General features: G+C 29.6%; 19 protein-coding genes. 5 read left to right on the forward strand and 14 right to left on the reverse strand.

What is annotated here, in order from left to right; translation table 11 throughout:
• The first annotated feature begins 118 nt into the window (after nt 1-118).
• Both RDX53_RS00445 and ytvI read left to right on the forward strand, forming a co-directional pair.
• Nucleotides 119-1,549 (forward strand): alanine/glycine:cation symporter family protein, encoded by a 1,431-nt coding sequence (locus RDX53_RS00445; protein WP_307993458.1) that lies wholly within the window; start codon nt 119-121, stop codon nt 1,547-1,549.
• 259 nt (nt 1,550-1,808) lie between these two features.
• Complete coding sequence (ytvI, locus tag RDX53_RS00450) at nt 1,809-2,900, forward strand: sporulation integral membrane protein YtvI (RefSeq protein WP_307993459.1); 1,092 nt, start codon at nt 1,809-1,811, stop codon at nt 2,898-2,900.
• A 192-nt stretch (nt 2,901-3,092) separates the two neighbouring features.
• Here ytvI and RDX53_RS00455 read toward each other — a convergent pair whose 3' ends face one another.
• The 5 genes from RDX53_RS00455 to RDX53_RS00475 all read right to left on the reverse strand — a co-directional run bounded on the left by RDX53_RS00455 (nt 3,093) and on the right by RDX53_RS00475 (nt 7,103).
• Nucleotides 3,093-4,289: an FprA family A-type flavoprotein gene (locus tag RDX53_RS00455; protein WP_195928938.1), complete on the reverse strand. Its 1,197-nt coding sequence runs from the start codon at nt 4,287-4,289 to the stop codon at nt 3,093-3,095.
• Nucleotides 4,290-4,539: 250 nt separating this feature from the next.
• On the reverse strand, nt 4,540-4,713 hold the full coding sequence (locus tag RDX53_RS00460) for a (2Fe-2S)-binding protein (RefSeq protein WP_195928936.1): 174 nt from the start codon (nt 4,711-4,713) through the stop codon (nt 4,540-4,542).
• 123 nt (nt 4,714-4,836) lie between these two features.
• Nucleotides 4,837-5,442 (reverse strand): PfkB family carbohydrate kinase, encoded by a 606-nt coding sequence (locus RDX53_RS00465; RefSeq protein WP_307993460.1) that lies wholly within the window; start codon nt 5,440-5,442, stop codon nt 4,837-4,839.
• 368 nt (nt 5,443-5,810) lie between these two features.
• Nucleotides 5,811-6,410, reverse strand: a complete 600-nt coding sequence (locus RDX53_RS00470; protein ID WP_195928931.1) for an AAA family ATPase — start codon at nt 6,408-6,410, stop codon at nt 5,811-5,813.
• 153 nt (nt 6,411-6,563) lie between these two features.
• Entirely contained in the window at nt 6,564-7,103 is a 540-nt protein-coding gene (locus RDX53_RS00475; protein ID WP_007287469.1) for a TerD family protein, read from the reverse strand.
• A 246-nt stretch (nt 7,104-7,349) separates the two neighbouring features.
• Between RDX53_RS00475 and RDX53_RS00480 the strand changes: the two genes are divergently transcribed.
• The gene (locus RDX53_RS00480; RefSeq protein WP_007287468.1) at nt 7,350-7,697 is read left to right on the forward strand and encodes a helix-turn-helix domain-containing protein; all 348 of its coding nucleotides are present in this window, start codon (nt 7,350-7,352) and stop codon (nt 7,695-7,697) included.
• 76 nt (nt 7,698-7,773) lie between these two features.
• Here the strand turns inward: RDX53_RS00480 and RDX53_RS00485 are convergent, their stop codons facing one another.
• The gene (locus tag RDX53_RS00485) at nt 7,774-8,199 is read right to left on the reverse strand and encodes an N-acetyltransferase (RefSeq protein WP_195928926.1); all 426 of its coding nucleotides are present in this window, start codon (nt 8,197-8,199) and stop codon (nt 7,774-7,776) included.
• Nucleotides 8,200-8,416: 217 nt separating this feature from the next.
• Here RDX53_RS00485 and RDX53_RS00490 point away from each other — a divergent pair, with 217 nt between their 5' ends.
• On the forward strand, nt 8,417-8,611 hold the full coding sequence (locus tag RDX53_RS00490) for a hypothetical protein (protein WP_195928924.1): 195 nt from the start codon (nt 8,417-8,419) through the stop codon (nt 8,609-8,611).
• 530 nt (nt 8,612-9,141) lie between these two features.
• On the opposite strand, the gene nrdF is transcribed toward RDX53_RS00490, so the two are convergent.
• From nrdF to RDX53_RS00525, 7 genes are all read right to left on the reverse strand, one after another.
• Nucleotides 9,142-10,125, reverse strand: coding sequence for a class 1b ribonucleoside-diphosphate reductase subunit beta (gene nrdF, locus RDX53_RS00495; protein WP_195928923.1), 984 nt, complete (start codon nt 10,123-10,125; stop codon nt 9,142-9,144).
• A gap of 24 nt (nt 10,126-10,149) precedes the next feature.
• Nucleotides 10,150-12,246 (reverse strand): class 1b ribonucleoside-diphosphate reductase subunit alpha, encoded by a 2,097-nt coding sequence (gene nrdE / locus RDX53_RS00500; protein WP_195928921.1) that lies wholly within the window; start codon nt 12,244-12,246, stop codon nt 10,150-10,152.
• A gap of 271 nt (nt 12,247-12,517) precedes the next feature.
• On the reverse strand, nt 12,518-14,062 hold the full coding sequence (locus tag RDX53_RS00505) for an ABC-F family ATP-binding cassette domain-containing protein (protein ID WP_295575639.1): 1,545 nt from the start codon (nt 14,060-14,062) through the stop codon (nt 12,518-12,520).
• Between the two features lie 303 nt (nt 14,063-14,365).
• Complete coding sequence (locus tag RDX53_RS00510) at nt 14,366-14,635, reverse strand: CD3324 family protein (RefSeq protein ID WP_295575636.1); 270 nt, start codon at nt 14,633-14,635, stop codon at nt 14,366-14,368.
• A gap of 325 nt (nt 14,636-14,960) precedes the next feature.
• The gene (locus RDX53_RS00515; protein ID WP_331606430.1) at nt 14,961-16,415 is read right to left on the reverse strand and encodes an MATE family efflux transporter; all 1,455 of its coding nucleotides are present in this window, start codon (nt 16,413-16,415) and stop codon (nt 14,961-14,963) included.
• 57 nt (nt 16,416-16,472) lie between these two features.
• Nucleotides 16,473-17,111 carry an HAD family hydrolase gene (locus RDX53_RS00520; RefSeq protein WP_295575632.1) on the reverse strand — a complete coding sequence of 213 codons (639 nt, stop codon included), beginning with the start codon at nt 17,109-17,111 and terminating at the stop codon, nt 16,473-16,475.
• A 48-nt stretch (nt 17,112-17,159) separates the two neighbouring features.
• On the reverse strand, nt 17,160-17,627 hold the full coding sequence (locus RDX53_RS00525) for a DUF1648 domain-containing protein (RefSeq protein ID WP_195928912.1): 468 nt from the start codon (nt 17,625-17,627) through the stop codon (nt 17,160-17,162).
• Nucleotides 17,628-17,829: 202 nt separating this feature from the next.
• Between RDX53_RS00525 and RDX53_RS00530 the strand changes: the two genes are divergently transcribed.
• The gene (locus tag RDX53_RS00530; protein WP_195928910.1) at nt 17,830-18,633 is read left to right on the forward strand and encodes a nitroreductase family protein; all 804 of its coding nucleotides are present in this window, start codon (nt 17,830-17,832) and stop codon (nt 18,631-18,633) included.
• Nucleotides 18,634-18,746: 113 nt separating this feature from the next.
• Here RDX53_RS00530 and RDX53_RS00535 read toward each other — a convergent pair whose 3' ends face one another.
• The gene (locus RDX53_RS00535; RefSeq protein ID WP_195928908.1) at nt 18,747-19,688 is read right to left on the reverse strand and encodes a (4Fe-4S)-binding protein; all 942 of its coding nucleotides are present in this window, start codon (nt 19,686-19,688) and stop codon (nt 18,747-18,749) included.
• Nucleotides 19,689-19,885: the final 197 nt, after the last annotated feature.

The following is a 19,885-nucleotide window of genomic DNA, read 5'->3' on the forward strand; positions in this document are numbered from 1 at the left end:
AATTAATAAAAAAATACAATCAATTTATTTTTAATTTTCGGAATATAATGTATATATTTTATTATTTTGGGTAAATTACAAATTTATAATTACTATATTTTATTTTGAGGAGGAATTTATGGAGACTTTAAGTAATATCATAAATGTAACAAATACATTTTTATGGACTTATATTCTTGTAGCTGCTCTAATAGTTCTAGGAATATACTTCACTATAAGAACTAAATTTGTTCAATTCAGGTATTTTAAAGAAATGTTCAGACTTTTAGGTGATGGTATGGACAAAGATGCTAAAAAAGAAGGAAAAATTTCTTCATTCCAGGCATTTTGTATAAGTACTGCATCTAGAGTTGGTACTGGTAATATAGCAGGTATCTCAATCGCAATAGTAGGTGGAGGTCCTGGAGCAATATTTTGGATGTGGGTTGTTGCACTTATAGGTGCTGCATCAAGTTTTATAGAAAGTACTTTAGCTCAAATATATAAAGTTAAAGATGGAGATGCTTTTAGAGGTGGTCCAGCTTATTATATAGAACAAGGCTTAAAAAATAAAAAGATGGCAATACTATTCTCAATATTAATAACTATAGCTTTCGCATTTGTATTTAATGCTGTTCAATCAAATACAATGACAGTTGCATTTAACGCAGCTTTCAGAACAAATAAATTACTTATGGGAATAATATTATGTGCATTAACTACTGCTGTTATATTCGGTGGTGTTCAAAGAATAGCAAAAATAACTGAAGTTATAGTTCCAGTATTCGCTGTTGCATATATATTAGTTGCATTATTTATAGTTTTCAAAAACATAAATTTAATGCCACAAATATTTGAAGCTATATTCTCAGAAGCACTTAATTTTAAAGATTTTACAGTTGGTACTTTTACAGGAACAATATTAGTTGGTATAAAAAGAGGTCTATTCTCTAATGAAGCTGGTATGGGTAGTGCACCTAATGCTGCTGCAACTGCTGATACTTCACACCCTGTAAAACAAGGTTTAATCCAAACACTTGGTGTATTCACAGATACAATAATAATCTGTACTTGTACTGCATTTATGGTACTTCTATACACTCAATTTAACGTAACTAGTGGTGCTACTAGTATAGAACTTGCACAAGAAGCTTTAAGTTATCATATAGGATCTTTCGGATATACATTTATAGCTATATGCATATTCTTATTTGCTTTCAGTTCAATAGTTGGAAACTACTATTATGGAGAATCTAATATAGAGTTTATATTCGGAGAAAATAAACCATTAATGACTGGGTTTAGAGTAATTGTTATCGCTATGGTTTTATTTGGTTCTCTTACAAAAGTCCAAATCGTTTGGGACTTAGCTGATGTAATGATGGCACTTATGGCAATAGTAAACTTAGTCGCAATAACTCTTCTTGGTAAATTTGCTTTCAGAGCTTTAGATGATTATACTATGCAAAGAAAAGCTGGAATCAAAAATCCAACATTTAATCCTGCCAATATAAAAGGTCTTGGAAAAGTTGAATGTTGGGGAGATGACGACGAAGAAGCAGTTATATAATTTTAACCTAAGATTAATAAATTATTATACTAATTTTTTATATGAGATGGAGTAAAACTTTGTTTTGCTTCATCTTTTTTAATTATAAATAAATTTTATGTTAAAAATATTTAATCTAATCTAGTATTCAAATCATATATAATTAATAATAATTCATATTAAAATATCATAAGTATTTAGATAGTCTAAATTTTAAAATACAAATATAAAAATATCTATGTCTGGATGCTATCTGCATTTATAGATTGGGGGTTATAAGATGGAAAGTAAACCAGATTTGAAGCTACAAAAACAAAAAGAATTTCTTATAAAATTCTATTACTTCGGCGTTATTATAGGCGGAATCATACTTATAATCAAGCTTTTAGGCCCTATACTTACGCCATTTTTAATTGCATTTATAATAGCTGCAATTTTAAATCCATTAATTAAATTCTGTTGCAAGACATTTCACCTTAATAGGGCACTTATATCTATATTATTTGTCCTTGCATTTTATGCAGTTGCATCTTTTATAATAATCTTAATAGGTACAAAAATTTTAATATTAATTCAAGGTCTATTTACAACAATGCCACAATTTTTCTCAACTTATTTTGAACCATATATAAAAGATACATTCCAACATTTCGAGAATTTGTTTCTTTCATTAGATCCAAATATAATTTCAGCATTAGAAGAAAGTTCTTCTAGTTTGATAAGTACTTTAGGTAATTTTGTAAGCAAGTTTTCTACTATGGTCGTAAGCTATGTATCAGGATTTGCAACAGCTATACCTAGCATCTTCCTAAAAACTATAATCACAATAATAGTTACATTCTTTATAACTATCGATTTTGAAAAGATAATAAACTTCATAAAAAGACAAATACCTGAAAATGCGTCTGAATCTATAAAAGAAAGTAAAAAATATATCACTACTACCCTATTTAAATGTTTTTTATCTTATTTGCTTATACTTACTATCACTTTTACAGAACTTGCAATTGGACTTACAATTTTAAGAATTCCAAACTCTATACTTATAGCACTTTGTATAGCTATATTTGATATTTTACCTGTATTGGGTACTGGTGGAATAATGATTCCCTGGGCGATAATTGCATTGCTATATGGAAATTTTACGGTAGGAATTGGTGTCGCTGTTATTTATATAATCGTGACAATAATAAGAAATATTATAGAGCCAAAGCTAGTGGGGCAACAAGTCGGACTACACCCAGTTGTCACACTTATAAGTATGTTTATTGGGCTTCATTTTCTAGGTTTTATAGGAATGTTGGGTCTTCCGATTACAATTTCACTTCTCAAATATCTAAATGATGAAGGTATAGTGAAAATTTTTAAATAATAAATTCACTACGTTCATATCGCCAACGAATCGTAGATTCCGTTGCTTTAATTAATAGGTTGGTAATTATACATTATCCACAAAACAAATAATATATAATTTCCTTAGAATTAAAAAAATAGCATGTATATATTACATGCTATTTTTTATATTGGTATTATTTATGTTAAATATTTTATTAATATTGGTGTCTTATTTTATTAATTTAGCATATTCTTTACCAGCTTCTACACAAGCTTCTAAAGTTGCTTCATCTGGGAAGAATTTTTTCTTAACTGTTTCAACTGGCATTTTGAAGTTCATTGATTTTAATGTATTTTCTGCCATTGTGATACCTTCACCACTCCATCCATAAGAACCAAATACACCTGCTAATGTTCCTCTGTTAGCCATTGGGTCTACATTAGAGAATAAGTCCCACATAGGTTTAACCATTGTTCTGTTTATTGTTGGTGAACCTAATACAACTACTTTTGATTCTAAGAATTTGTCGTGCATTTCTTCGTGAGTTAATTGTTCTAAATCGTAAAGACCTACTTCTACTCCTTCAGATTTAGCACCTTCCGCAATTTTTTCCGCCATTTTTTTAGTATTTCCATAAGCTGATAAGTAGAATATACTAACTTTGTCTTTATTAGTAGCGTCTACAGCTTCTTGTGACCACTGTACATATCTTTTTACTTGTTCCATAGGTTCTTTTGATAATATTGGACCATGTGAAGTTAAGATAGTGTCAAAATCAATACCTAAGCCTACAACTTTGTCTACACCGTCTAATACGTATTGTGCAAATGGTTTAACTATACAGTCATAGTAAACTTTTGATGCTTTTATATAGTCTTCGTTATTTGCAACACATTCTGCATCAAAATCACCATAGTGACATCCAAAAGCATCACAAGTGAATAATACTTTGTCTTCTTCTACATAAGTGAACATAGTATCTGCCCAGTGAAGCATTGGCGCAGTTATAAATCTTAAGTTTCTTTTACCTATATTTAAAACTTCTCCATCTTTTATTGTTTTAAATTTAAAGTCTCTGTTTAATTGGCTAGTTAAGTAGTTTTTAGCTGCTGTAGTACAATAAACTACTGCATCTGGATTTCTGTCTAATATATATGATAAACTACTCGCATGGTCAGGCTCAGTATGGTGAACTACTATGTAGTCTATATCTTCGATTGGTGTTACTTGTTCTATTTTTTCAAAGAATAGATCTTTAAAAGTTGATTTTACAGTATCTATTAAAACTGTTTTTTCATCTTTTATAAGATATGAATTGTAAGTTGTTCCAAACTCAGTCTCCATTATTATATCGAATACCTCTAGTTCTTTATCCAAAACTCCTGTATAATAGATATCCTTTTTTACTTCAAATACATTGCTCATTAATTTACCTCCTAGTTTTTCAATAATTTATGTCAATATATCTTCATCGCCGCTCTTATTATATTATTTATCGTAATATTGTGTTTCTTATTTATATACCCAGTTATTGTGTAGATAAACATTTTTTTAACATATCTATATTTTATCTCATATATTGATTATTTGCAAAATGTCTTTAAAATATGAGATTAAAATCAAATAAAGACTATAGATGATGAATAACTCATCTCCATAGTCTTTTTATAAAAAATTATTTTACTAATTCATCTATTATTTCTTGTATTTCATCTTCACACATACCACATATAGTACCTGCTTCAGTTTCATCTTTTATATCGTCTAAAGTTTTAGCACCATTTTCTATTGCTTCTTTTATTGTGTTATAAGTAACATCTAAACATGAACATACTACTCTATCTTCCATTTTATTTCTCCTGTAAATCAATTTTTAGAAAGCTTTCTATATCTATTTGTCGACATTTGTTATATACCCTTTTAAAAATTGATAAAACAGGATTTTATAATTTGGATTTATTTACCTTTTTATTTAGTTTTCAATATTTATTTTTGTTATTTCAATATCTTTGTAAATACTTTCTGCATCTTCTTGTTTAAAACTTCCTGTTGAATTAGTTAGTGCATTAGCTGCTGATATTGTATCTAAGATTACTTTTTTGTCTTTAGCTTTTGCCATATCTATCAAAACTTTATATATGTCTTTGTTTAATCCTTGTGGAGCACTTCCCGAAATAGTTACTACATTTGTATTATCTAAGATTTTATCAAATTCTTTTATAAATAATTCTTTTTCATATTTTGATATTGGTTGACCAGGCTCTAAAAATTCTGTAGATATATTGTCTTGATCTAAGATATTTATACAATTTCTAGTCTCTGATTTTGTATTTATAAATTTGCTTTTTATTTCGTCTTTTTGAAGAAGTTCTTTTACTAACTCGCCGTTATGCCCTCCAACAAATCCTGTCGCTTGTATTTCTTCACCACATATCTTTATAACTTTCGATACATTAAGATCTTTTCCACCTGCTGTCATATTACAAGTAGCAACTTTTATTACTTTGCCTGATTCTACAGTTTCATTTATATGGTATACCTTATCAACAGATACATTTAATATAATTGTTGTAATCATAATCTACCTCTCTGTTATTTTTATATAATTTATCTTTTTAAATAAGTACTACTATGGATTCATATATAGATTAAAATTAATCTATTACCTCACTATCTACTAATAATTTTCCCTTTACTGTCCCTGGAGTTTTATACATTTCAAATGCTGATGCTATATCTTTTAGTGGAACTTTTTTAAAATTAATATATAAAAGTTGTCACAACTACTTCTTGTGTCGCTTAAAATAATATATTAGAAATTATAAATTATTCAAAAACTAAAATAACCACATTTTAGAATTCAGTATACCAAAATCTAAAATGTAGTTGTTTTTATGAAAAATATTATTCCTATAGTTTAATTATAAATTTCTATAAATATTAATCCTATTTATCATAATGTTTTTTAACTGTCGCCAAAATTATTTCAACAGCTTCATCAATATCTATCTTGCTGGTATTTATGCAAAGATCAAAGTCCCTAGCATCTCCCCACTTCATGCTTGTATAGAAATTATAAAAAGAAGTTCTCTCTTTATCTATCTTTTTGACTGTTTTTGCACTTTTCTTTTCTTCAATACCATGTTCTTCAATTGCTCTTTCTCTTCTTGTTTCAAAATCAGCATGTATAAAAACATCTATTGAGTCGAATTTATCTCTTAATGCATAGTTTGCTGCTCTACCTACAAATATGCAAGACTCTTTTTCAGCTAAATCTTGGATTATGTTAAATTGTTTTAAGAATAGTTGATGACCTATTGGTAATGATGACATTGTTTGGTCGTATGAAAAATAACTCAATGTTTTGATAGGTTTTTCATCGTATTTTTCAAAAAATTCTTGGCAATAACCACTTTCCTTCGCTGCTATTGTAAGTAATTCTTTATCATAGCAAGGTATTCCTAATGCTTTAGATAACCTTCTACCGATTTCTCCTCCGCCGCTACCATATTCTCTACTTATTGTGATAATTAAATTTTTTTTCATAGCTATTACCCCTTTCTATAACTATTTATACTTTCATTATAGCAGAATTTCATTTCCAAAATAATGCAGATTTAAAAATTATTTATGTATACATTATAAAGAGTAATTTATTCTAAAAAACTTTCAATATATAAAAATCATCATAACAATATTTTATAAATATTTCTTTCTCAATTTATCAACAGAACCATTGCATCCATTTCCAACTGCAACAAACTTCCACTCTGAGCCGTTTTTGACTAAATCGGCAAAATGGAAAGCATCACATCCAGCCCCATTTTCAGCAAGTACATATTTGCATATCTCTTTTCCTGTATCTCTGTTTACAACTCTTATGTATGCATCTTTTACGTCTGAGAAAGTCTTTTTCCCAAGTCCAAAGAATTTAAATATATTTGCATATAGAGCGATTTTTTGCACCCTTGAATCTAACTTGTCCAAATCTATGTATATAACCTCGTTGTCCCCTGCTCCACCACCGACTAAATCATCTCCACTTAGTCTAACTGATTTATTTTTACTTTCTTTTATTCCAAAGTATACTGTTTCGATATGTTTGTCGTTTGAATCTAATAAATATGCAATTGTGTCTAAATCCATTCTAGTTATCCACCCTAAACCTACATCTAGATGTTTTAGTCCAACTTCTTTTTTTGTTAAATCAATAGTTTGTCCCTTGCTCAAATTAATCATAATACCCCTCCTAGCTTTTACTTGTAAATTAAATTTTTTTTACTTTTAAACTACCTTTTTCATATTAATATTCTTTTAAATTACTTATTAATTATATTGTGTCATAGTTTTTTGTTTTATGAAACAAAAATTTCCTAAAATAGAGTATTTTACCCTAATGCAACTGATAGTTGCGCAGTAGTTGGTAGAAGTAACTAGATATTTTTGATATATTTATATTAGAAAAAGGAAAGGAGATATTTACAAATGGCATTAGGAGTACAATTTATAATTAGTGTAGTATTATACATTATTATTTTGGCAATTTTTTTAGGATTACTTATACTTATTGTTCGCTGTCTTTTAAAATATCTAAAATCAACAGATGTTAGACACGAAAAAGCGATAATCAGAAAATCTTTGGGTGAGGTATTAAAAGAAAATAGAATAAGATGTAAAATGACACAAGAATTCGTATCAGAATCAATCGGTGTAAGCAGACAAGCTGTTTCGAAATGGGAAAATGGTGCCTCTGACCCAAGTACTTCAAATTTATTGGCATTGGCAAAATTGTATGGAATTTCTGCTGAAGATTTACTTAAAGAAGTTGAATAAAATATCTTTATATTAAAGATTAAAAGAGTATATCCCTAGCTACTTTGGCTGGATATATACTCTTTTTAAGATTTTGCTATTTATAAACCATAATATATTCTTCAAAACCTGAATCTTCGTTAATCTCTTCCGATAAAATTTCAAATCCCTTTTTAATATAAAAATCAACCGATTTTTGATTTTGTTTATATACAGCTAATTTTAAATTATCAAATTTAGCATTTGCATACTCTATTAACTTTGAGCCAATCCCCTTTCCTTGCTCATTCAGTGATACAAATAATGCCCCTATAAAGTCGTCGTTTAATATGCTTATAAAACCTTTAATTTCTTCCCCCTCTTCATAAACATAAGTTTTCGACTGTGGTATGTATATATCTTTTACTGCATTGTAATTGTCTTGCCAGTATTTTTCTGGCATGAAGTCGTGTGCTTTTATTGTGCTTTCAAGCCAGATTTCCATAACTTTATCTATATCTTTTTGTTTTAAATCTCTAATCATACTTGCTCCTTAATTGATATTTTTACTTATATTATATCATAACCTAAACCTCGTACTTTCCAATGGATTTTTTATATTTATAATTATAGAAAAATTTACTTATTTTGTTTAAAATACTAATTTTCAGTAAAGAATTAGATATACCTAAAGAGGTGATATCCAAATAGAAAAATATTAGTTATAATAAATTAAAAATGACAACACCATGATAATTCGTATGTTTGAGTATGGATTTAGAAAAGGAAAAGAAAATGCTGATTATGATGGGGATAATATCAAAAGATTGTATTTTCCAAAGCAGAAGGTGATTCTCTTTGAGGAAAATAAAAATATTGAAGATAGCTTAAAATTAATGATAGTTTTTGGAGATGAAAAAGAGTTTCTTTATGAAGTTGATGTTATGAAAAACTAGCTATTGAGTCAAAGGAGTTATTTGACCAAGATGAAATCCTCGGTGAAGATTTTCACAGTATGCTTTTAGCAATTCAAAATTTAATTGAATATCTAAATAGAAATTATATAGATGATGAAAACTTAGAAAAAGAGGTGAATATCATGACTAAGAGTTTATATGATCCATAAGTTGAAAAAAAGGGGATTAAAAAAGGTATTGAGAAAGGTATTGAGAAAAATCAAGTAGAAATAGTATTAAATATGTTAGGCGAAGGCCTTGATGAGGCAACTATTTCAAGATTCACTAAAATCGATATAGAAAGGGTTAGAGAAATAATAAAAAAGCACCTTAATTAATAAAGAAATCTTTAATTCAAAAGACCCTTAAAAATGTAGATTTCTTTGAAGCACATATACAGAAATTATACTTATCAACAGTTTTTAAATGAACTATAATTTCCTATGTACTATAAATAACCACATCTCGAGATTCAGTTAATGAAACTCTAAGATGTGGTCTTTTTTATAATATATATAAAACTTCTAAATTTATATCTCCCTATCGAAAATAAAGTCACTATCTTGTAGCGATTCATACACTCCTTTTTGATATCCGTTACCTTTTGTTGAGAAGAAGTCGTGTGTTTTTGTTTCTGTGCTAAGTCCGTTTAGCACGATTGGATTTACTGGGTCGACTTCGAGTCTGTTGTCGTATCCTAGGTTTTCCATTGCTCTGTTTGCGTTGTATTTTAGGAAGTTTATGACTTCATCAGCTAGCCCTGTTCCTTCGTATATTGTATTTGTGTAGTTTATTTCGTTTTCCATAAGTCTATCGAATACGTCCATGACTTTTGATTTGTACTCTTTTTGTTCTTCTTTTGAAAAATCTTTGAATATCTCTTGTGCAAGAAGTCCGATGTATTTTCCGTGAAGTGATTCGTCTCTAAGTATTAGTGAAATTATCTCTCCACTTGCCATCATTTTTCCTTGTCCAGCTAAAAATAATGGGTAGAAAAATCCTGAGTAAAATAAAAAGCTTTCTAAAAATACTGATGTCGCCATCGACATATATAGACCATATCTGTCATCTGTATTTTCGTATTGGGCTAAAACTATTTCGGCTTTTTTCTGTAAAGTCGGCTCGCTTTCTATCCATTCAAATATCTCGTCTATTTCCGGCACTGTTAATAATGTTGTAAATATTGATGAATAGCTCTTTGCGTGGATTTCTTCCATAGTTCCCATAAATGAAAGTACGGCTTTTCGTTGAAGATTATCTGTCAAACTCATCATCGATGGTATTCCGTTGTTGGCTTGTTTTGTGTCTAAAAGTGTCAGTCCACCTAACACTTTTTTATAAAGATTTCTCTCCTCTGGCGAAAGTTCGCTCCATACTTTTACATCTTTTGACACTGATATTTCTTCTGGCAGCCAAAATTGTTTTACATTCTGATCCCAAAATGCCTGAGTGAAGTCGTCGTCCTCAACATTCCAGTTGACTGCTTTGTGTACGTTGTTTAATTTAAATGTCATTTTATCACCTCTTTATGTTGAATCTTAAACTGAACACACTAGGCATTCATTATTTCTTTCCATCTTCGTTCTAGTATAATAAAGGCTTTTTAGTCCTTTTTTATGTGCATAAATGTAGTATCTTGCAATATCTCTTGTTGTTTTGTCGTCTGTTACAAATAGTGTTGTCGAAATTCCTTGGTCAATATGTCCTTGAATTATCGCCACCATATCGATAAGGTCTAGCATATCTATTCTGTATGCTGATTGGTAGTAAAGCATGTTTTCATTAGTTAAAAACGGCATTGGATAAATTGTTGTCGAATCTCCATAAGTTCTAACTTCTATCTGCTCAGTTATCGGCATAACGCTCGAAGTTGAATTTTGGACGTAGCTTATACTTTGAGTCGGTGCGATTGCACTTAAGTAAGCATTATAAATACCATTTGTCTTAACTTGTTGTAATAATTCTTTCCAATCTTCTTTTGTCGGAATGTTTATTCCTTCAAATAATTTTGATACTTTTTCGCTAGTTGGCAAGAAATCTTTTGTGCAGTATTTTTTAAATAATTCACTTTCTGGCCCTTTTGCATATTCTGATTTTTCAAATCCGTTGAATGTTTCTCCTTTTTCAATTGCTATATTCATTGATGTTTTTATCGCGTAATATCTCATCATTGCGAAGAATACATCGGCAAATTCTCTACCTTCTTTTGACGTATAGATTATATCTTCTCTAACTAAATATCCATGTAAATTCATCGCTCCAAGACCTATTGAATGTGATGAGTCGTTTCCTTTTTTGATAGTAGGTACTTCTTCTATATTTGTATTGTCAGAAACATATGTCAAGGCTCTAATCGCTACATCTATCGTCTTTTCAATATCTTTATTATCCATAACATTTGCTATATTTAAAGAGCCCAGATTACAACTTATATCTTGTCCCCAATCGCTGACTTGACCATAACCTTTTATATCTGATGGTGTTTGGTATTGGAAAATCTCACAGCACAAGTTAGACATTTTTATCATTCCCACGTCCTTTAGCGTATGTTGTTGGTTTGCACTGTCGATAAATACAACGTATGGATATCCAGATTCTTGTTGAGTTTGTGCAATCCTAGTTAGAAGTTCCCTTGGATTTATTTCCTTTTTCTCAATTTCATCATCTTGTGCTAATTTGTCATACCATTCGTCCATTTTTATTTCATCAAGATGAACACCGTATTTTTGATAAATTGAATGTGGATAAAATGCATAACAATTTTCATTTTTCTCCGCAAGCTCCATAAATTTATCTGGAATTATAGCTCCGATTGAAAGTGTTGTAAGCCTTATTTTTTCGTCTGCATTTATCTTTTTACTGTCTAGTAGTGTTTCAAAGTCTGGATGAAGTACATTTAAATAAACTGCCCCAGCGCCTTGTCTCGCTCCCATTTGGTTGAAATAGCTGAATGATTGCTCTAGTAATTTTGCAACACCCATAACCCCGCCGGCTGCTCCTTTGATTCCTTTTATAGATTCGCCTGCAGCCCTAAGTCTAGTCAAATTAAGCGCAACCCCACCGCCTATTTTTGACAAATGGTTTGCAGATGAAACTCCATAAGATATACCTTCACAGCTATCCTCTATATTTACTAAAAAGCAAGATACCATCTTTCCTGCTCTTGCTCTACCTGCATTTAAGAAAGTCGGTGTCGCTGGTTGAAACTCTTGATTTATAAGTTTTCCTGCAATATCTTTTGCAAGTTTAGAGTCCCCATCTCCAAGCGTCAATGCAACAATCAACACCTTATCCTCATAACTTTCTAATATTTCTTCCCCATCATCACTTTTAAGAGCATAATTTTGATAAAATTTGCTCGCACTCATATAAGATTGGAATTTAAAATTCTTCGATCTTATAAAATCATATATAACTTCAATCACATACTCATCATACATATTTATAATTTCTTTTGAGTAGTAATCGTTTTTAACTAAATAATCTAATCTTTCTTTTAAGTTATTAAATTTTCTCATTCTTGGCTCTATGTAATCCTCTAAATACGATTTTAGAGCTTCTTTATCTTTGTCAAGTTGATATTTCCCATTTTCGTCCCTGATTATAACTTGGTTATTTAACTCTATATAATTCATCGAATTTCTCCTTTGTCGCCTAGTTTATATTTATAATTTCGTTTTTATCTTGCCCACAATAATTATTTATAAGATTTTTACACATTTTAAGGTTTGAAATAATAAGTGTAGAAATTTGTCTTGGGCTTAAAGTCTATATCTATATAATGTCCATTTATGATTTATACCCACATAATTTCTTTTTTAATTTATTTTTTGTATTTTTTTAAAAATAAAACACCATATATAGTAGATGTTTTTTATCTTTTACTATATATGGTGTTTACAGACTTTATATTATCCAGTTTTCACAATTCCAAACTGTAGTCACAATATCTTTGTAAAAATCTCTATCATGACTTACTAAAACTATACTACCCTCATAATTTATAAGAGCTCTTTTTAATTCTTCCTTTGCATCTACGTCTAAATGATTTGTCGGTTCATCTAAAAATAGTATATTACTTGGGTTGTTGATAACTTTACAAAGCCTTACCTTTGCTTGTTCCCCTCCACTAAGTTTGCAAAGCTTGCTGTTTATGTGCTCATCTGTCAATCCACACCTTGCCAACATTCGCCTCACTTCTGTTTTCGTATTTTTAGGAAATTCATTTGAAATCTCGTCAATAACAACATTTTCTGTATAATAATTTTCTTGTTCATAATAACCTATATCCAAATGTTGCTCATCTAACATAACTTTCCCTTCTATTGGATTTATAACTTTCATCAAAGTTTTTAATAAAGTTGTCTTGCCTATTCCATTTGCACCGATAATTGCTATTTTTTTATTTTTATCCATCTTTAAATTGAGTTGTTTTGTGAGTGGTGTGTCATATCCTATTACTAAATTTTTAGTTTTGAAAATAACGCTCCAGGATGGCTTAGAAAATTTAAAATCAAAATGTGGCTTTGGTTTTTGCTTACTTATTTCTATTTTATCCATCTTCATAAGCTTCTTTTCTCTAGCCTTTGCCTGTGCTGCTGTTGCTGCCCTAACTTTATTTTTTCTTATATAATCCTCTAGTTTATTTATCTCCTTTTGTTGCTTTGTATAATCCCTCATTAACTGCTCTTTGTGAAGCTCATATAATTTTAGAAATTTCTTATAATCCCCATTATATCTTGTGAATTTTTTATGCTCCAGATGGTAAACTACATTTACGACCTCGTTCATAAATTCTGTATCATGTGAAATCAATATAAATGATTTTTCATAGCTTTTCAGATAATTTTTTAGCCAATTTATATTTTCCTCATCTAAGTGATTTGTCGGTTCATCAAGCAACAAAATATCTGGTTTTTCGAGTAACATCTTTGCCAAAAGAACCTTGCTCCTTTGCCCTCCGCTCAATTCATCTGACTTATTATACATAAAATCATTTATTCCTATTCCGTATGAAATCGCATCTATCTTTAAATCAATACTATAAAAATCACTATCTTCTAGCATCCCTTGTAAGGTTGATACTTTCTGTGTTATTTTTTCAAGTTCAATATCATTAGATGTCGACATTTTATTATAAAGTTCGTTTAAATTCTCCTCTATTTTATATAAATCCGCAAAAGCACTTTGTAAAAATTCCCTAACTGTCGGATAATTATTTATATTAACATTTTGATCCATATATCCAATACTAACTTTATTATTCCAATAAATTGTGCCACTGTCGGGAAGTAGCTCATTTGTAATAAGTTTAAAAAAAGTAGTTTTGCCCTCACCATTTGCCCCTACAAGACCAATATGCTCATTTTTTTCTAATTTGAAATTGACATTATTAAAAATAATTTTATCCCCAAAACCTTGAGTCATATTTTCCACGTTTAAAATACTCATATTAGCACCCCTTTCTTTAAAAGTACTTATATTTATAAATTACTCCCTTTTTACATTGTGCACAAGAACACAAATATTTCTGAATTAAACATGTTAATTTTATAATTCATCTAAATACTAAAAAGTAAACATTAAATTTAATTTCCAATTTACAAATTTAATATACACTTTTTTATTTGAATTAAAAATAACAAAAAGGCTATTGCAATATCTCTGCAATAGCCATATATTTATCTCAATTAATATATATTTTTTAATTACTATATATTTTCTTTACTACATATATTCTTTTAATTACTATACTTATAAATCTACCTTTTTAATAATTCGTCTTATACTATATCCAGTTAAATAATATTCATCAGCCAATTCTTCTATAGTTTTCCCATTTTTATGTTTTTTGGCGATTTCTTTATTTCTTTTATTTAATTCATCTTTAGTACTCGTATTTTCTCCCCAAGACTTTTTATTCTCTTCTTTTTTAGGTATATAAAGATAACCACCTTCTATATATTTCTGCAAATCTTCAATCATATATTGAGGTAATACATCCTGCGCTTTTTTGTATTTCATAAACCCTTGCTCCTATCTACATTTATTTTGTAAACTAAAAGCAATAATTTTAAGAAAACATGCGCAAATTTTTTAATTAATTTTTTATAAACTTGCCCTATACAACATGCTTTCTAAATTATTGCACAGGGCTTACAACATTCGCTCTTTTCATAGACATTTAAGTCACCTCTCTTTATAATCTATCTACTATTATAATAACACATAATTTCTTACTACTTTAGTTTTGACATAAAATTAAAATTTTAATTAAAGTTTTTTCAAAAATCCATACATTATATAGCGAGAGGATTTAACAGACATTCTTATATTTTTAAATCTGTTATTATGCGAGTTCTTTTACTTTATCTTTATTGATTTTTTTCATTATAAATACAGCGACAATTAGTGCGAATCCTTCTGCTATTGGGAATGCCCACCAAATTACATTTTCTGAGTTTGGTATTTTTGTAAATAACCATGCTAGTGGTAGTGCTATTACTATTAATCTAAGTAATGAGATTATTAGTGATTGGACACCACATCCTAGTGCTTGGAATATTCCTTGGTAGGCGATGTTTGCGCCGGCGAATAAATATCCTATTGTTATAATTCTTATAGAAGTTATGCATAATTTTTGTATATCTGGAGATAATGCAAATATACCTGCGACTTGATGTGCAAAAATTTGTAAAAATGCTAACCCTATACCCATGATAATTAGTGTATACATCATGCCGTAGAATATTCCTTCTTTTACTCTTTGTTTATTTCTCATTCCATAGTTAAATGAAACAATTGGAATGATTGCGTTGTTTAAACCGAATGCTGCGAAAAATACAAATTGTTGTATTTTATAATAAACTCCGTATGCTGTTACTGCTGCTGTAGATACTGATATAAATATTATATTTACTCCATAAGTCATAAATGACATCAAAGCCTGCATCAATATTGCTGGAACTCCTACAATATATATATCTTTTATTATTCTCTTTTTAGGTTTGATATATCTAAGCTGTCTATTTACATCATTATTAAATCCATAGTGGAATATCATATCTAAAATTAGAGATACGAATTGCCCGATTACTGTGGCATATGCTGCCCCTGCAACACCCATTTGTGGCATTCCAAAGTATCCAAATATTAATATTGGATCTAGTACTATATTAGTTAGCGCACCTGCAAGTTGACCTATTGTGCATAGAACTGTTTTTCCTGTTGATTGTAGCAGTTTTTCATAAATTGTAAATAATATTATCCCAAATGATAATATGCAGCATATTCCCAAATATTCTTTGCCCATTTGAAGTATTATTGGGTCTGATGTTTGCGAATTCATATATAAATCGACACCGAATAACCCAAATAATAAAAATACTACATATGTGCAAAGTCCGATAAATATTGCATTACCTGCGACATAACTTGCATTTTCTTTGTTTCTTTCGCCAAGTGTCTTTGAAAGCAAGGCGTTTATTCCTACTCCAGTTCCCACACCAACTGCTACCATAAGCATTTGTATTGGAAATGCTAGAGTAAGTGCGTTCATTGCATAGTCCCCAACACCGACAATTTTATCTGTATTTGGCATTGCACTTACAAAATAACTATCTACAATATTGTAAAATGCTTGAACTACCATTGATAAAATCATAGGTAAGCCCATAGTTATCATCAATTTTGATATTTTCTCTGTACCCATTTTATTTATTTCTTCTTCATCTTGTTGTGCTTTGTCTTTATAAGACATGTTTTGTTCTTTTGTTAAAATTGATGAGCCTATATGAGCATCCACAGCTAGCTCTCCTCTATTACTTCCCGTTTTACGTTTATCCTAAATCTATTAATTCCACTATATCTCTAAAAGCTCCTCTAAATTATCTAATACTGCCACATGTGGGTATGATTCTAAATTCTCCCTTGATGTTGTGCCAGTTGTCACGCCGACAAAATCTATATTGGCGTTTTGTGCCGCTTTTGCATCTATATAACTGTCTCCGATATAAATTGGAGATTCGCATTTCATCATTTCTATCATTTTAAATAATCCCTCTGGATTTGGTTTATAATTTTCAACATGTTCTGTTCCTATTATAAAGTCAATTAATTCTCTACATCCTAGATTTTCAAATACGTCGTTTATTCTCTGTCCCCAACGAGATGAAACTATTCCAATTTTTTTGCCTCTATTTTTAAGAGTTTCTAAAACTTTTCTTGCTCCACCTATAAAAACTGTATTTGGAACTGTTATTTCATCTGATTTTTCCTTTTGATATTTTTTAAATAAATCTATACCCTCTTCTGAATCATCACCAGTCAAAATTGTATATGACTCCCCTATTGGTATTCCTATTGTATTTATTATATCTTGGCGAGTTGCCTTTTTTAAATTCATTTCTTCAAGTGCATATGTGAAACTGTCCACTACTGGGTCTGTTGCATCTGCTAATGTATAATCAAAATCAAATATATAAGCATCGTAATTTTTCATATTCTTCTCCTTATTGTCTTATCTCCTATTCAATTAAAAACTTCTTATTTATTTAACTAGAAATAATTTAAAGGTATAGTAAAAAGTCACCCCCAAAACTCCTACAAGCATAACTGGCGTAAACCACCACCCCATTTTAGTTGCTGAAATTGAGCAATATGTTATATAAGAAAAGCTCATAACTAAGATAAGTTTATCTAATAAAACCATATTAATAGTATAATTAAACACTATACCTTTGTTTTTATCTGTAATTTTGACCGGCACATTCCACAATCTTGGAAAAAACATTGTAACAGTAAGCAGTATATATAATGCTACATTAACTATAACAAGTATTATTATCGATCCTTTTCCTGACCAACCATCTATTTGTCCTTCTAAGTTAAAATGTGATGGTATTTTGCTCGGCAACTGCGGATATAAAACAGCAGTATATACAATTTGTGCTAACAGCAAAATAAAAGTTACTATTTCTAGTGTTTTGTGAAATTTATTGTACGGTAGGTTAAACATTTCGCTCCCCCCTTATTTATTACATTATAGCACTATCTAATATATTTTATGTTATATTGAAGTGATTAATTTAGATAACTACATTTTCTTCAAGAATTGGGTTTTCATGTTATAATTTAAGTATAAGAAAATTTATATTTTAAAATAGCTTAAATTATTATTTTCTTATATCATATTTGTGTAAATTAAGGAGGTTCATCCTATGAAACAATCTATTCTTGAAGTTATAAAAAGTAGACATTCTGTCAGGACTTATAGCAATAATCCGATAGATGAAAGTATTTTAGAAAAAATTCAAACTTATATCGATAGTGTTACAAATCCATTCAACAAGAAAATTCAAATTAAACTTTTAAAACCAGACGGATATCACAACGAAAAGCTGGGTACATATGGCGTTATCAAAAATCCAAGTTATTTCTTGGCTGCTTATTGTGAGGATAAACCCCTTACACTCGAAGCGCTTGGTTATACTTTTGAAAAAGTTATCTTATATTGTACTTCACTTGGACTTGGTACAGTTTGGCTTGGTGGAACTTTTAATAAAGGGAAATTTGCAAAAGCTGTTGAACTTAAAGATGGGTATGTTCTACCGGTTGTATCACCTGTTGGGTATGAAGGCGGCAGAAGAAGTCCAATAGGATTTTTAATTGGAAATAACCACAACAAAAGAGATTCATTTAGCTCATTATTTCACAAAGACGATTTTTATACCCCTCTTACAAAAAAAGATGCGGGAATTTATTCAGATGCATTAGAGGCAGTTCGTCTTGCTCCATCTTCACTAAATTGTCAGCCATGGAGAGTTGTACTAAATGATGATGGACTTCATTTTTACAGCACTAAAACTAAAGATATCAATAAAATAGATATGGGAATCGCTCTTTGCCATTTAGATAGTGTATTTGAGGAACAAATGGTAAAAGGAAGATTTAAAATATTGAATCCAAATATAAAAACAGATTATGAATACGTGATTTCATGGATTCCAGACATGTATTTTTAAAAAATAAGTATAATTTTATATTAAAAAAGAGGTTATCTGGATATTGATAACCTCTTTTGATAATTTAATTGTAAATATATTAAATTTTTTAATTTTATTTTATATATAAACTTTTATTTTGCTAATGCTAGTTCTTTGTTTAGTATTTCATCTTTTCTATTTAATAAATCGTCGTCTAAAAGTTGTTCTTCTATATTTTCAAAGCCGATACGTTTTATTGTTTCTTCAAAACGCTCACCTTTTATACCTTGATCTTTATATAGTAAGATTGCTTTTTCCATAACGTCTAGAACTTCTTCTTGTGTTTTAAAAATTGTAGTTAGTGGTTTTCCTATAGAGATTTTTTTGCCCCATCTACCACCTATATAAAGTTTGTATCCCGGTGTACCTTCATCGACTACACCAAATGGACATTTTCCGACACAACGTCCGCAATTATTACATATATTTGTGTCTCTAGTTATTTTTTTATCCACAACTTTACATGCATCCATTGGACATACTTGTTCTATTTTACACTTTTTGCATCCTTTACATTTATCTAAGTCATGAGTTGGAATTAATTGACCTACAATCCCCATATCGTTTAGGTCTGGTTTCATGCAGTTATTTGGACATCCGCCTACTGCCATTTTAAATTTGTGTGGTAGGGCTACATCATTATAGCCTTCAAAAAATCTATGGTGCATTTCTTCAGATATTGCAAATGAGTCAAGTCTACCGAATTTACAAGTTGTCGCCTTGCATGATACAATCGGACGTATTTTCGCCCCTGTCCCACCAGTTTTTAGGCCTTCTTTTGCTATGTAATTTCTAAAATCGTCAATTTTGTCAAATGGTATCCCTTGAACTTCTATAGATAATCTTGTTGTAAATGTTATATTTCCATTTCCAAATAACTCTGCCGCTTCTGCAATACATCTATGTTGAGCTGCAGTTATTTTACCATTGACTGTTAATACTCTTGCTGAAAAATTGTCTGTTCCTTTGTTGTTCAAAAATCCTAGTCCTTTCACTCTTTTCTCTTCTTCTGGGCTAATTGTTAATGATGACATATTTATCCTCCTTAAATAAGTATATTCTCATTTTAATATGTAAATTTATTATTTTGATTGTTTACTTAAATGTAGGGTTTTTATTAAATTATGTCGATACCATTTACATATTTTAATGACTCTCTTATCAATTATTTTATCACTTGAATATCCATTTGAAAAGTGATATTATCTTATCATTATGATATGACAATTAT

This window comes from uncultured Intestinibacter sp., from assembly GCF_902468165.1.
GTDB lineage: Bacteria > Bacillota > Clostridia > Peptostreptococcales > Peptostreptococcaceae > Intestinibacter.

Bases quoted from the DNA above. Each gene is read 5' to 3' on its own strand.
- RDX53_RS00445 (WP_307993458.1), top strand. From the start codon at position 119: ATGGAGACTTTAAGTAATATCATAAATGTAACAAATACATTTTTATGG.
- ytvI (WP_307993459.1), top strand. From the start codon at position 1,809: ATGGAAAGTAAACCAGATTTGAAGCTACAAAAACAAAAAGAATTTCTT.
- RDX53_RS00455 (WP_195928938.1), bottom strand. From the start codon at position 4,289: ATGAGCAATGTATTTGAAGTAAAAAAGGATATCTATTATACAGGAGTT.
- RDX53_RS00460 (WP_195928936.1), bottom strand. From the start codon at position 4,713: ATGGAAGATAGAGTAGTATGTTCATGTTTAGATGTTACTTATAACACA.
- RDX53_RS00465 (WP_307993460.1), bottom strand. From the start codon at position 5,442: ATGATTACAACAATTATATTAAATGTATCTGTTGATAAGGTATACCAT.
- RDX53_RS00470 (WP_195928931.1), bottom strand. From the start codon at position 6,410: ATGAAAAAAAATTTAATTATCACAATAAGTAGAGAATATGGTAGCGGC.
- RDX53_RS00475 (WP_007287469.1), bottom strand. From the start codon at position 7,103: ATGATTAATTTGAGCAAGGGACAAACTATTGATTTAACAAAAAAAGAA.
- RDX53_RS00480 (WP_007287468.1), top strand. From the start codon at position 7,350: ATGGCATTAGGAGTACAATTTATAATTAGTGTAGTATTATACATTATT.
- RDX53_RS00485 (WP_195928926.1), bottom strand. From the start codon at position 8,199: ATGATTAGAGATTTAAAACAAAAAGATATAGATAAAGTTATGGAAATC.
- RDX53_RS00490 (WP_195928924.1), top strand. From the start codon at position 8,417: ATGTTTGAGTATGGATTTAGAAAAGGAAAAGAAAATGCTGATTATGAT.
- nrdF (WP_195928923.1), bottom strand. From the start codon at position 10,125: ATGACATTTAAATTAAACAACGTACACAAAGCAGTCAACTGGAATGTT.
- nrdE (WP_195928921.1), bottom strand. From the start codon at position 12,246: ATGAATTATATAGAGTTAAATAACCAAGTTATAATCAGGGACGAAAAT.
- RDX53_RS00505 (WP_295575639.1), bottom strand. From the start codon at position 14,062: ATGAGTATTTTAAACGTGGAAAATATGACTCAAGGTTTTGGGGATAAA.
- RDX53_RS00510 (WP_295575636.1), bottom strand. From the start codon at position 14,635: ATGAAATACAAAAAAGCGCAGGATGTATTACCTCAATATATGATTGAA.
- RDX53_RS00520 (WP_295575632.1), bottom strand. From the start codon at position 17,111: ATGAAAAATTACGATGCTTATATATTTGATTTTGATTATACATTAGCA.
- RDX53_RS00525 (WP_195928912.1), bottom strand. From the start codon at position 17,627: ATGTTTAACCTACCGTACAATAAATTTCACAAAACACTAGAAATAGTA.
- RDX53_RS00530 (WP_195928910.1), top strand. From the start codon at position 17,830: ATGAAACAATCTATTCTTGAAGTTATAAAAAGTAGACATTCTGTCAGG.
- RDX53_RS00535 (WP_195928908.1), bottom strand. From the start codon at position 19,688: ATGTCATCATTAACAATTAGCCCAGAAGAAGAGAAAAGAGTGAAAGGA.